Raw genomic sequence first — 12,987 nt, 5'->3', positions numbered from 1 at the left:
ACCGAGTAACGCCACCGGAACCGTAAGCGCACCGCTCGTAGTCGACAAGACCTATACTGCTGAACCCGGTATCGGCAACCGTGTCAGACGGGACTGGGGGCCACGTGCTCGTCGTCGACGACGAGCCGGACGTCGCCGACACGCAGGCGCTTCGGCTGCGGGAGCACTACGAGACGAGCGTCGCCTACGGGGGCGAGGCGGCGCTCGACGCCGCGGGGCCGGGCGTCGACGCGATCCTGCTCGACCGGCGGATGCCCGACGTCCACGGCGACGAGGTCCTCGAACGGCTCCGGGAGCAGGGGTACGACGGCGTCGTCGTGATGCTGACCGCCGTCGACCCGGACCTGAACATCCTCGAGATGTCGTTCGACGACTACCTCCGGAAGCCGGTCGACCAGGCGACGCTGCTCGCGACGCTCGACCAGCACCTCGACACCGCCGGCGAGGACGAGCGCCTCGACGAGTACTTCGAGATCACGTCGAAGCTCGCCGTCCTCGAGGCGGAGAAAGCCGAGACCCAGCTCGCCGAGAGCGCCGAGTACGGCGCGCTGAAAGACCGGGCGGCGGAACTGGAGTGGGAGCTCCGGGCGGAGCTGGACGACTTCGACGAGATCGTCGCCACTCACCAGGAGATCGAACGGGGATAGCGCCGTCCCGCGGGGCTCAGTCGAGCAGGAGTTCGTCCGCGATGTAGGCTTCGAGGCACTCCCGCATCGGTCCGACGGGATCGTCGGTCCGGCTCACGCCCTGCATCGTGATCCCGTCGAGCGTGGTCAGGAGGTACTGTGCGGTCCGGTCGGGATCGACGTCGCGGAAGACGCCCTGCTCGATCCCCTCCTCGATGATCGCCGCGACCCGGTCCGCGTACCGCCGGTCCGTCTCGGTGAACTTCGCGCGGAACTCGGGGTTCCTGACGGCCTGTGCGCGCAGTTCGACGTAGGCTCCGAGGAACTCCCACTGGTCGGGCATCTCGTCGGTGACCGGGAAGTCCCCGAGTATGAGCCCGAAGAACGTCCTGAGATCCGCCGCCGGGTCGCCGCTGGACTCCAGCCGGTAGACCCGCTCGAACTCGTCGAGTATGTGTTCGACGAACGACAACAGGAGGTCGTCCTTGCCGTCGAAGTGGTGGTAGAACGTCGACTTGCTCAGCTCCGCCTCGTCGGCGATCCGCTGGATAGAGAGGCCCGCGTAGCCGTGCTCCTGGAGCGCGTAGAACGTCGCCCGCATGATGGCTTCGTGTGAGTCGGCGGGCTCGCCGGTGAACGGCATCTCCTCGGTCATCCCGACCGAATATTCGTTCGGGTGGGAAAAAGGCTTCGTGCGAACGCCGACCGGAACGTTGATGTTTGACCGAACGTTCGTTCGAGGCGAGAACAGACGCTGGGCAGAGCGCCCCGCCGACCCATCGCCCAGGATGGGCCGTCGCGATCTGATATCGGGGCACCATCTCGACGACCCTCCACGACAAAACCCATGAGAACACGCATTCCACTGACGCTGACGCTCGTCGCGCTCCTCGTCGCTGCCGGCACCGCGGCCGCCGCCGTCACCGGGAGCCCGGACATCGACGCCACGCTCGCCGACAACACGGTGACCTCCGGCGAGGAGACGACCCTCGACGTGGTGCTGGTCAACACCGGCACCGTCGACTCGGGGTCCGCGCAGAACCCCGCACTGAACAGCGAGGTCACGACCGCCCGCGGACTGCAGGTCGCCGTTCGGGACGGCGGTGCGCCGATCTCGGTCACGACCTCCGAGCGATCCATCGGGTCGCTCGCGCAGGGGCCGACGACGACGGTGAGCTTCGACGTCAGCGTCGACGACGACGCCGAGCCCGGGACGTACCGGATCCCGGTGAAGCTCAGCTACGAGTACACCAGCTACATCTCGGAGACGACCGGGAGCCGTGACGAGCGGAGCGTCCAGGCGACCGAGTTCGTCACCGTCCGGGTGTCCGACGACGCCACCTTCGACGTGACCGACGTCGAGTCCGACGCCCGGGTCGGTTCGACCGGCACCGTCGCCGTCACCGTCGAGAACACCGGCGAGGAGGCCGCTCGCGACGCCGCAGTCACGCTGGAGAGCGAGAACGACGCCCTCCGGGTCGGCGGCGGCGCGGCGAGTTCCCGGTACGTCGACGCCTGGGACCCGGGCGAACGGCGGACGTTCCGCTACCGCGTGAGCGCCTCCGGCGACGCCGAACCCGAACCGTACCAGTTCGGTCTGTCGGTGGCGTTCGACGACACGGACGGGGCGCGACAGCAGTCTGTCGGCAGTTCCGTCGGCATCGCGCCCGACCCCGAACAGTCGTTCTCCGTCGTCGAGACGTCGAGCGCGGTGGCCGTCGACAACACCGGCGAGTACACCGTGGTCCTCCGCAACGACGGGCCGGTGACGGTCAGCGACACCACCGTCACCGTCGGCTCACAGAGCCCCGACATCACGTTCGGCGGGTCCGGCTCGACGACCCGCTACGTCGGCGAGTGGGCGGCCGGCGAGACCAAGACCGTCGTCGTCGACGCCACCGCGAGCGGCGACGCCGACCAGCGGGAGTACGCGCTCTCGACGACGATCCAGTACGAGGACCCCGAGGGCGACGCCGGGGTCGACGACGGCCTCGCGCTCGGCCTCCGGCCCCAGCCCGAACAGGAGTTCTCGATGGGCGAGGTCAACGCCACGCTCCAGGCCGGCGAGGACGGCCGGCTGGCGGCGACGTTCACCAACGAGGGTCCCCGAACCGTCGAGAACCTCGTGGTGAACTGGCGCAGCGACCACAGCAACCTCTCGCCCCAGGAGACCCAGTACGCAGTCGGCACCCTCGAACCCGGCGAGTCCGGGACGGTCAGCTTCGGCGTCGACGCCAGCGAGAGCGCCGACGCCGGCCCGCGCCAGTTCGACTTCGTCGCGGTCTACCGGGACGACAACGGCGACCGCAAGGAGAGCGACCCGCTCGAGATCCGGGCCGACGTGGCGGCCAGCGAGGACGAGTTCGACGTGCAGTCGGCCAACACGACGGTGACGGCCGGCGGCACCTCCGTCGTCGAACTGACCGTCACCAACGCCGAGGACGTGCCGCTGACGGAGATCTCGGCGAAGCTGTTCGCCGACTCGCCCATCTCGGTCAGCGACGACGAAGCCTACGTCGATCGCCTCGAACCCGGGGAGTCGACGACGCTCAGGTTCGGCATCAGCGCCAGCGGCACGGCGATGGCGAAGGCCTACCCCGTCTCGCTGGACTTCCAGTACACCGAGCCCGACGGCGACACGCCGGTCTCTGACACGTACCGGGTCGCCGTCGACGTGACCGAGCGCGGCGGTGGCGGCGGGGGCCTCCCCCTGATCGCCGTCGGCGCGGTCGCGCTCGTGAGCGTGTTCGCAATCGGCGGCTACCTCAGGTTCCGGTAAGATGGACCACCAGCGGTACATCGACTGGATCGACGACCGCATCGTCGGGGACTCCCGGAAGGTGATCCTCGCGTTCGTCGTCGTGACGCTGGTGTTCAGCGGCGGGCTGGGCAACATCTCGACGAACGCCGGCACCTCCCAGTTCACGACCGGCCTACCGGCCGAGGAGGCCTTCGAGCAGGTCAACACGGAGTTCTCGCCGGCGTTCTCGCCGGACACCGGCAACACCCAGCTCATCCAAGAGGGCAACAACGTCCTCTCGAAGGACGCGATGCTCCGGATGTTGCGCGCCCAGGACCGCCTCGAAGAGCACCAGGACCTGCGGGTGACCGGCACGTCCAGTGCGGCCAGTATCGTCGCCCGACAGCTCGATCCGACGGCGACCACGACCGACGCACAGATCCGCACGCTCGAATCCGCGACCGAGAGCGAGGTCGACGCCGCCGTCCGGCGGGCCGCCGCAAACGGCCAGTTCCAGACGCTGGTCAGCGAGGACTTCAACCGCGGGTCGGCCTCCGCGTCGGCGACGCTCGGGCTCGTCACCCACGAGATCCCCGCTGGCATCTCCAGCGGCTCCGGCCAGGGCGGCTCCAGCCCGCTGACGGCGATCCAGCAGCAGGCGCAGTTCACCGTCCAGTCGGCCGGCCACGGCACCATCGTCGTGTTCGGCTCGGGCATCCTCGCGGCGGAGTTCTCGAACGTCGTCTTCGACTCGCTGATCCTGACCGTGCCCGCCGCGATCATCTTCATCCTCTTCTTCCTCGCCGTCGCGTATCGGGACCTGGCGGACATGCTGCTTGGGCTGGCCGCCCTGTTCATGGCGATCGTCTGGACGTTCGGGTTCATGGGACTGGCCGGGATCGCCTTCTCGCAGATGCTCATCGCCATCCCGCCGCTGTTGCTGGCGGTGGGGATCGACTTCGGCATCCACGCGGTCAACCGGTACCGCGAGGAGAAGGCGACCGGGACCGACGTCGACCGCTCGATGCGCATCACGACCGACCAGCTCCTGGTGGCCTTCTTCATCGTCACCGGGACGACGGTCATCGGGTTCGCCGCCAACCTGACGAGTTCGCTGGGACCGATCCAGGACTTCGGGTACATCGCCTCCATCGGCATCGTCTTCACCTTCCTCATCTTCGGGATCTTCCTGCCGGCGGCGAAGGTGGAGCTGGACCGGCTCCGCGAGCGGTTCCCCATCCCGACGATCAGCGACCGGCCGCTCGGATCGGAGGGGTCCGCGCTGGGCGGGGTCCTCCGCGGCGGCGTCGTCGTCGCGGATCGCCTGCCCGTCGTCTTCCTGCTCGCGGTCCTGGTCCTCACGGCTGGTGCGAGCGTCTACGCGACGGGCGTCTCCACCTCCTTCTCCCAGGAGGACTTCCTCCCGCCGGAGGACAACCCCGACTGGATCGAGAACCTCCCGGAGCCGTTCGCCCCCAGCGACTACACCGTCACCGAGCGGACGAACTTCCTGGAGGAGAAGTTCTCCTCGACCCAGAGCGGGCGGGCGACCATCTACGTCGAGGGACCGATGCGGCAGGACTCGGCGCTGGAACAGATCTACCGGGCCGGCGACGACCCGCCGGACACGTTCGTCCGCGAGAACGGGCGCGCGGAGTCCACCTCTATCGTCACGGTCGTCCAGAGCCGGGCCGAGCGCGACCCCGAGTTCCGCCGGCTCGTCGAGCGCAACGACGCCGACGGCAACGGCGTTCCCGACGACAACCTCGGGGAGATCTACGACTACCTGCTCTCCTCGTCGTCGCGGTCGCAGGCGCTGAACTACATCAGCGAGGACTACCGCAGCACGCGGGTCGTCTACACCGTCGAGTCCGGTGCCGACAACGGCGAGGTGACGGCGGATGCCCGGGACGTGGCCGATCGGTTCCGCTACGACGCCGTCGCGACCGGCTCCATCGTCGTGTTCCAGGCCGTCTCGGACGTCATCTTCGAGTCGGCCGTCCAGTCGCTGGCTATCGCGCTCGCGGGGACGCTCGTCTTCCTCGTGTTCATCTACTACGTGCTGGAGGGGCGGCCGTCCTTGGGCGTCGCCAACATCGTCCCCGTCGTCGTCACGGTCGCCCTGCTGGCGGGGACGATGCGGTTGCTGTCGATCCCGTTCAACGCCATCACGGCGACGATGCTCGCCATCACGATCGGGCTGGGCGTCGACTACTCCGTCCACGTCACCCACCGGTTCGCCGACGAGACCCACGAGTACCCGCTGATGACGGCGCTGGACCGGACCGTCCGCGGGACCGGCGGCGCGCTGCTCGGCAGTATGCTCACGACCGCGTTCGGCATCGGCGTGCTGGCGCTGGCGGTGTTCCCGGCGATCGGCCAGTTCGGCATCCTGACGGCGATGTCCATCGTCTACGCCTTCCTCACGTCGCTGCTCGTCCTCCCGTCCGTACTGGTCGTCTGGGACCGCGTGGCGAACCGCCCGCTGTCGGTCCGTGGCCTGCTGGGGATGGACCAGCCCCGGCCCGGACGGCCCGCCGACACGGACGACTGAGGCGGATCGGCCCGCCGCCCGGGTCGTGTCCGCCGCCCACACGCCACTGAAGCCTTTATCCGGCGGCCCCGCTAGCCTCCGGTATGACCCACGTCGTCATCATCGGTGCGTACGGGAGCGCCGGCGCGGCCGTCGCCGGCGAACTCGTCGACGAGGACGGGATCGAACTGACGCTCATCGACGACGGCGAGCCCGGCGGCGGCCTCTGTATCCTCAGAGGCTGTATGCCCTCGAAGGAGGTGCTGTCGGCCGGTGCCCACAGGTTCCAGGCTCGCCACGACCACCGGCTGGTCGGGGACGTCCCGGACGTCGACCTGGAGGCCGTCGTCGCACAGAAAGACGACCACACGCTGGGCTGGGCCGGTCACCGCCGGGACTCGATCCACGAGATGGCCGAACGGGACGACGTCGAGTTCGTCCACGACACCGCCGAGTTCGTCGACGACCACACCGTCCGGGCCGGCGGCGAGGAGTTCGCGGCCGACTACGTCGTCGTCGCCACCGGCTCGTCGGTCAACGTCCCCGACCTGCCCGGCATCGACGAGGTGGACTATATGACCAGCGCCGAGGTGCTCGACGCCACCGAGTTCCCCGACTCGGGCATCGTGATGGGCTTTGGCTACATCGGGATGGAGCTGGTCCCGTACCTCGCGGAGGCCGGCGGGATGGAACTCACGGTGATCGAACACGATGACCGGCCCATCGACGAGGCCGACCCCGCCTTCGGGGACGAGGCGCTGGACATCTACGAGAACAACTGGGACGTGACGATCCCGACCAACTGCCGGGAGCGGCGGCTCGAACGGACCGACGACGGCGGCGTCCGGCTGTTCGTCGAGTTCGACGACGGCCGCGAGGCGACCTACGAGGCCGACCAGCTGTTCCTCTTCACCGGCCGCCGGCCCACCGTCGAGGGCCTCGGACTCGACCGGGCCGGAATCTCCCACGAGGGCGACTGGGTCCGCGACACGATGCAGACGGAGGACGCCGACCACGTCTACGCGGTCGGCGACGTCAACGGCAAAGAGCCGATCCTCCACGTCGCCAAGGAGCAGGGGTTCACCGCCGCGGAGAACATCCTCCGGCAGGAGGCCGGCGGCACCCCGCAGGCCTACGAGAACGTCCACCACCACGTCATCTTCTCGGGGCTGGGGGTCTACCCCTTCGCCCGCGTCGGCCACAACGAGGAGACGGCCCGCGAGGCCGGCTACGACGTGGTGACCGCCCGGCGGCAGGCCAGCGACGACGGCGTCTTCAAGTCCAAGGACGTCCCCGAGGGACTGGCGAAACTCGTCGTCGACGCCGACGACGGGACGGTGCTGGGCTGGCAGGGCCTGCACTACCACGCCGACAGCTTCGCCAAGACGATGCAGATCGTCGTCGAGATGGGCCTAGACGTCCGTGACCTCCCCGACCGGGCCTACCACCCGACGCTGCCGGAGAACCTCGACGGGCTCATCCGGGACTGCGTGGCCGAGCTGGACGAGTAACGCCGGGCTCTCGGCCGCTCAGTCGGGCGCTCTCGCGGCCAGCACCGGCATCTCGGCGATCCGCTCCTCGGACAGCGCCGTCCAGTCGACGCCCGCCGGCCGGTCGTACGGCGTGTCCGTCTCGACGGTCCGCTCGGGCGTCACCACGTAGTCCATCGGCACGTCGTGTGCGTCGACCGGCACGTCGGCGTCGACGACGCCGTCGGGACCGCCGACGACCTGCAGTTCGTGGACCGTCGTCACCACCGGCGTCCCGTCGTCGACGAGGCCCAGCTCCCGGAGGACGGCGTACTCCAGGTCGCTGAACCCCTCGCCCTTGCCGATACGTGCGCCGTCCTCGGTGACGGCCACCGAACCGGAGACGACGAGGTCGACGCTCCCGACGGCCTCGGGGCCGACCTGTCGGGCGTGGTCGGCGACGCTCGACACCGTCGGCGCGGCCTCGACGTCGTCGATCTCGGCGGGATCGAGCTCGTAGAAACACCGCCGATCGCGCAGCCGCGGGACGGCCATGTAGACGGTCTTGCCCGCCCGCAGGGCGGCCCGGCGGAGCGGCAACTGCGGCGCGTCGGGGTTGGCCTTCACCGTCTCGGCGTCCGCCCAGGCCCGCGTCTCGGTCACGCGCTCGGCCGCGTCCGCGGCCCGCGCGACGTTCGGGATGCGGCCGTGCGGCGGGAACGGGAACCGGGCGACGCCCTCGGTTTCGAGCGCGTCCCAGACCCGTTCCCGGATCGCCTGCTTGTCCATCAGTTCCGGATACGCCCCGCCAGTCGCTCCGGGTCCAGTTCCGCCAGCCGCTCGCCACAGGCCGTACACGCCACGGCCTGGACCTCGTGGACGCCACAACAGGAGGTCTGGACCTCGCTCGACTGCTCGACGTGGCCGCCACAGACGGGACAGGTCGAACGGAGCGAGCGCACCCGTTCGGCCAACTCGACGCGCTGTTCGAGCGGCAGCTCCGACCAGCGGTCGGTCCACTCCGACAGCGCCCGGTTCGCGGCCACGTCGACCCGGAGCGCGCTCCAGGAGGGCCACTCCCGGATGCGGATGCCGACGGTCACGGACGGGTAGTCCTCGCGGTCGATCTCGACGTCGTCGGGGTCGGTGTCGAACAGCCGCGCGAGCGGCTCCCGGAGGTCCGCGTCGGCCGGCGGGACGTGGCCGTCCAGTTCCGACGCGAACGCCGGCGTGAGCTCGGCGTCCTCGTCCCGTCCGGTGATGACACCCTCGTCGGCGAGGAACAGCCACTCGTTGACCGAGTTCTCGTGGTACTCGCGGGCGCGTCGCGCCGCCTCGAAGTCGTCGGGGTCGGCGACGCCAGCCTCCGCCTTGCCGAACGCCCGCAGGACCCGCTCGGGCAGGTACCGCTTCGTCAGTTCCGGCGTCCCCGGGACCAGATAGCCACGGAGCGCGATCGCCGCCACCGAGACGACGGCGACGACGGCGGCGAGTTCCACGGCGACCAGCGCCGCCGCAGCCGCCAGCAGGGCGGCGATCGCGACGTTGACCACGGTACACGGCCGACAGCGGTTCTCGCCGGTGTGCTCCGGGTTCCTGACCCGGCCCAGCAGCGACCCCGAACTCATAGCCGGGCGTTCGATCCGGACGGACAAAAGTCCACGCCGCCCGCGTCGCCGTCGGCGGGGCCCCCTCCGACTGCGAGCGGAACGACTATTGTCTGCCCGTCGCTCTGTCACCCCACACAGTGGAACCGGTCGGACTCGTCGTCGTGTGTGGGTCGCTCGTCGCCGGAGTGGGGGCACTCGGTCTGGCGACCTACCTCCGGCGACAGCGACAGAGCGCCGGTGTCCAGTGGTTCGCCGTCTCGCTCGTGGGGGTCGCGGCGTGGTGTCTGACCTACGGCGTGGGCCTGCTGGTGTTCGCGTACCCGTTGCGCCTCCACATCGAGGCGCTGTCGCTGGCCGCCGCGCACTGGCTCGGCCCGACGTTTCTCCTGTTCAGTCTACAGTACACGGGCCGTGCCGCCGTCGTCCGCGGCTGGCGGCGACTGGCGCTCCTGGCGGTCCCGGCCGTCGCGACCGGCCTGTTCGCCACGCACCCGTTCCACGCGCTGCTCTGGGCCGGCGCGGAGCCCGCCTCGGCGCTCGGGCTCTCCGTGGTCCAGTACCGGATCCAACCCCTGCTGTTCGCCACGCTCCTCTTCGGGCTGACGTGTGCCGGCGTCGCCGTCCTCCTGCTTGTCGAGACGGTCGTCAGCTACGGCCCGCTGTACCGGACCGAGGCGGTCGCCGTCGCGCTGAGCACCGCTCCCCCGACCGCGGGGCTGGTCCCCTGGCTGCTGGGCGTCGGACCGGTCCCGGCGCTCAACCTCGCGCCCCCGCTTTTCGCCTTCCACGTCCTGCTGGACGGTTACGCGTTCCTCAGCAGCGATATGTTCGAGACCAGCCCGACGACACAGCGGGCGGCCGAGCGCGACGCCATCGACGACATCCGGACGCCGGTCGTGGTCACCGACACGGCCGGCCGCATCGTCAAGCCAAACGCCGCCGCGGTGTCGCTGTTCGACATCGACACGCGGGACGGACTCGGCGACCCGCTCACCGACTACGTCGCCGTCGCGCTCGACGACCTCGACGGGACCCAGTGGGCGACTGTCCGCGAGGCCGGCCGGTCGCGGCAGTACTCCGTCGTGGTGTCTGCCCTGACCGACCCGAGCGGCCGGACCGTCGGCCGGACTGTCGTGTTCCAGGACGTCACCCAGGAGCGCGAACGCGAGCAGCGACTGGACGTGCTCAACCGTATCATCAGACACAACCTCCGCAACGAGATGACCGTCATTCGGGGCCACGCCGACGTCATCGAGGACCGTGCCGACGACGGGCAGGTCACCGACTCCGCGTCGACGATCGAGCGCAGCGCCGACCGACTCCTGGCGACCGGCGAGAAGGCCCGCGAGTTCGAGCGCGTCCTCGATACCCCCGGCCGCCAATCGGTCGACGTCACGACGTTCGTGGAGTCGGTCGTCGCCGACTTCCGAGTCCGGTTCCCCGACGCCACCGTCGACGTCGAGACGACGGTCCCAGTCAAGTGCGAGACCGAGCCGGCGATCCTCCGACTCGTCCTCGGGAACTTGATGGAGAACGCGCTCGAACACGGCTCGCACGTGACCGTGAGCGTCGAGTCAGACGACGGCGACGTGACGCTGGCGATCCACGACGACGGCCCCGGCATCACGCCGGAGGAACTGGCCCCGATACGACGGGGCCAGGAGACGGCGCTGGAACACTCCACCGGGATCGGACTGTGGGTGGTCCGCTGGGGCGTCGCCAAGCTCGGGGGCGACGTGTCCTTCGCCCCGTCCGACGACGGCACGACGGTACGGGTCAGCCTTCCCGGGCGGCCCTGAAGCCGCGTCGGTTTCGGAGACCTCTCGCTTCGTCGTCGGGCGGCCGTGCCGCCCGACTGCTCGAGGGACCGACGGTCCCTCGCTTCGCTCGGCGTCTCCCTACTCCTCACGGGTCGCTGCGCTCCCCGTTCGTCTTCCTGGAGATTCCTCACTCCGTTCGGAATCTCCCTACTCCTCTGCCATCGCCAGCACGTCGTCGAAGAAGCCCAGCGAGTCGTGCGGGCCGGGGTTGGCCTCGGGGTGGTACTGGCGCGTGATGATGTCCAGGTCGTCGTTCTCCAGGCCCTCCGGGGTGTCGTCGTTGACGTTGACCTGCGTCACGTCGAGCTTCTCGCCGGGGTCGGCGACGGTGTAGCCGTGGTTCTGGGTCGTCATCACGACCTGGTTCGAGCGGAGGTCCCGGACCGGTTGGTTGACGCCGCGGTGGCCGAACTCCATCTTCTCGGTCTCGCCGCCCAGCGCGCTGGCGACGACCTGCTGGCCGAGACAGATGCCCGCCAGCGGCACGTCGCCGACGTAGGTGTCGACCAGTTCGCCGGCCTGCTGGAAGTTCTCGGGGTCGCCCGGGCCGTTCGAGATGAACAGCAGGTCGGGGTCGACCGCGGCCACGTCGTCCTCGTCGGCGTCGTAGGGGAAGACGTGGACCTCGGCGTCGCGCTCGACCAGCGACTCGATGATCGAGCCCTTCGCGCCGCAGTCGACCAGCGCGACGGTCGCGCCGTCGCCGCCCTCGTTGTGGACGGTCACGTCGTCGACGGAGACCTGCGCGCCGATGTCCGTGTGGTCGGACATGTGCTTGCACTGGTGGAGCTCGTCCAGCGCGTCCTGCTCGGTGACGTCGGGGCCGGCGGCGACGCCGCACTTCATCGCCCCCTCGTCGCGGATCTCCGTGACGATGTCGCGGGTGTCGAGGTGGTCGACGGCGGGCACGCCCTCCGATTCGAGCCACTCGGCGACGTCGTCGGTCATCTCCCGGGCGACGGCGGCCCGCGGGTGGACGCGGTCGGACTCGAAGCGCTCCTCCCGGACGCCGTAGTTCCCGATGAGCGGGTACGAGAACGTCAGCACCTGCTCCTCGTAGGAGGGGTCGGTCAGGCTCTCCTCGTAGCCGGTGTACGCCGTCGTGAACACTACTTCGCCGCGGGCGGTCCCCGGAGCGCGACAGCGCGCCTCGATGACGCGATCGCCCTCCAGCGCTACGTATGCGTCCGTCATTACGAGATGCGTACAGTATTCCGGTTCATAAGAGTTGCTTTCGAAGCCGAGTTACGATTTTCGTAATCCTCAAGTCGGGTGGGGCGGTACCCTCACACCTCGATGGACGAACTGGACCGCGAGATCCTCTCGATCCTCCGCCGGGACGCCCGCACCCCCTACACGGAGATCGCCGACGAGGTCGGGACCTCCGAGGGAACCGTCCGGAACCGCGTCGAGCAACTGATCGAGGACGGCGTCATCGAGCGGTTCACCATCGCCACTCGGACCGGCAACGTCAAGTCGATGATCGAGGTCGGTGTCGACGTGGACGTGGACACCGCGGCCGTGACCGACCGCATCGCCGAGTGGCAGGCGGTCGACTTCGTCTGGCAGGTCTCGGGCGAAGAGGACATCGTGGTCGTGGTCGACGCCGCCGACACCGGGGCCGTCAACGACCTCATCACGCGTGCCCGCGAGATGGACGAGGTCGTGAGTACGAAGACGAGGCTGATTCTGGACGAGCGAGTTGGGTGAGTGGACTCGCGGATCCGGAATCCGCCGAGTGAGGCTGATTCTGGACGAGCGAGTGGGGTAGGATCACTCGGGAACCGGAATCCGCCGAGTGCGGCTGACTCTGGACGCGCGAGGCGGCCGACGGGAGCGGTGACGACCCCGGCACGCGAGCCACAGAGCTGCGGCGCGTGAGCAGTGTCGGCTTCATCTCACCCCGAATGGGTGGGATTTCGCCCCGCTACCGCTGTAAAAACGGGACCGACGTTCCGGGCGGCGACGTCACGTCACGGACCGGCCGACAGGTCACGACTGCCAGGTCGGCTTGGGCGGACCGCCGCAGTCGGGGCACTCGGCGTCGTGGCGCATCGCGGTCGTCTCGAACTCCGCCCCGCAGTCGTTGCACTCGTACGTGTACGTCTTGTCGGGCCGAAGGAACTCCGTGACTGTTTCGAGCACCATACGTTCTGGAAGTACGTCCCGCTCCGGAATAAGAGCTATGC

The 12,987-nt window shown here is 69.4% G+C and carries 11 protein-coding genes; 6 read left to right on the top strand and 5 right to left on the bottom strand.

The features are described from left to right. Positions 1–104: 104 nt before the first annotated feature. Positions 105–647, top strand: a complete 543-nt coding sequence (locus P0592_RS02835; protein ID WP_276273905.1) for a HalX domain-containing protein — start codon at positions 105–107, stop codon at positions 645–647. A gap of 16 nt (positions 648–663) precedes the next feature. Here the strand turns inward: P0592_RS02835 and P0592_RS02830 are convergent, their stop codons facing one another. Further along, on the bottom strand, positions 664–1,281 hold the full coding sequence (locus P0592_RS02830) for a TetR/AcrR family transcriptional regulator (protein ID WP_276272754.1): 618 nt from the start codon (positions 1,279–1,281) through the stop codon (positions 664–666). A 192-nt stretch (positions 1,282–1,473) separates the two neighbouring features. Here P0592_RS02830 and P0592_RS02825 point away from each other — a divergent pair, with 192 nt between their 5' ends. The 3 genes from P0592_RS02825 to P0592_RS02815 all read left to right on the top strand — a co-directional run bounded on the left by P0592_RS02825 (position 1,474) and on the right by P0592_RS02815 (position 7,410). Further along, complete coding sequence (locus tag P0592_RS02825; protein WP_276272753.1) at positions 1,474–3,405, top strand: COG1361 S-layer family protein; 1,932 nt, start codon at positions 1,474–1,476, stop codon at positions 3,403–3,405. A gap of 1 nt (position 3,406) precedes the next feature. Further along, complete coding sequence (locus P0592_RS02820) at positions 3,407–5,920, top strand: efflux RND transporter permease subunit (protein ID WP_276272752.1); 2,514 nt, start codon at positions 3,407–3,409, stop codon at positions 5,918–5,920. 83 nt (positions 5,921–6,003) lie between these two features. Then, on the top strand, positions 6,004–7,410 hold the full coding sequence (locus P0592_RS02815; RefSeq protein WP_276272751.1) for a dihydrolipoyl dehydrogenase family protein: 1,407 nt from the start codon (positions 6,004–6,006) through the stop codon (positions 7,408–7,410). Between the two features lie 18 nt (positions 7,411–7,428). Here the strand turns inward: P0592_RS02815 and P0592_RS02810 are convergent, their stop codons facing one another. Together P0592_RS02810 and P0592_RS02805 are read right to left on the bottom strand one after the other, a co-directional pair. Further along, the gene (locus P0592_RS02810) at positions 7,429–8,157 is read right to left on the bottom strand and encodes a 5-formyltetrahydrofolate cyclo-ligase (RefSeq protein WP_276272750.1); all 729 of its coding nucleotides are present in this window, start codon (positions 8,155–8,157) and stop codon (positions 7,429–7,431) included. Continuing rightward, positions 8,157–8,996 carry a DUF8054 domain-containing protein gene (locus P0592_RS02805; RefSeq protein WP_276272749.1) on the bottom strand — a complete coding sequence of 280 codons (840 nt, stop codon included), beginning with the start codon at positions 8,994–8,996 and terminating at the stop codon, positions 8,157–8,159. The genes P0592_RS02810 and P0592_RS02805 overlap by 1 nt, the downstream gene beginning before the upstream one ends. Before the next feature lie 119 nt (positions 8,997–9,115). On the opposite strand from P0592_RS02805, the gene P0592_RS02800 reads away from it, so the two are divergent. Further along, positions 9,116–10,777: a histidine kinase N-terminal 7TM domain-containing protein gene (locus tag P0592_RS02800; protein WP_276272748.1), complete on the top strand. Its 1,662-nt coding sequence runs from the start codon at positions 9,116–9,118 to the stop codon at positions 10,775–10,777. Positions 10,778–10,945: 168 nt separating this feature from the next. On the opposite strand, the gene carA is transcribed toward P0592_RS02800, so the two are convergent. Continuing rightward, positions 10,946–11,992, bottom strand: coding sequence for a glutamine-hydrolyzing carbamoyl-phosphate synthase small subunit (gene carA, locus P0592_RS02795; protein ID WP_276272747.1), 1,047 nt, complete (start codon positions 11,990–11,992; stop codon positions 10,946–10,948). A 102-nt stretch (positions 11,993–12,094) separates the two neighbouring features. Between carA and P0592_RS02790 the strand changes: the two genes are divergently transcribed. Continuing rightward, positions 12,095–12,508, top strand: a complete 414-nt coding sequence (locus P0592_RS02790) for an Lrp/AsnC family transcriptional regulator (RefSeq protein ID WP_276272746.1) — start codon at positions 12,095–12,097, stop codon at positions 12,506–12,508. Between the two features lie 282 nt (positions 12,509–12,790). Here the strand turns inward: P0592_RS02790 and P0592_RS02785 are convergent, their stop codons facing one another. After that, positions 12,791–12,946 (bottom strand): zinc ribbon domain-containing protein, encoded by a 156-nt coding sequence (locus P0592_RS02785; protein ID WP_276272745.1) that lies wholly within the window; start codon positions 12,944–12,946, stop codon positions 12,791–12,793. Positions 12,947–12,987: the final 41 nt, after the last annotated feature.

Source organism: Haloarcula litorea (genome assembly GCF_029338195.1).
In the GTDB taxonomy this organism is placed as follows: Archaea; Halobacteriota; Halobacteria; order Halobacteriales; family Haloarculaceae; genus Haloarcula; species Haloarcula litorea.
This window is presented reverse-complemented; position numbering and strand designations above follow the sequence as displayed.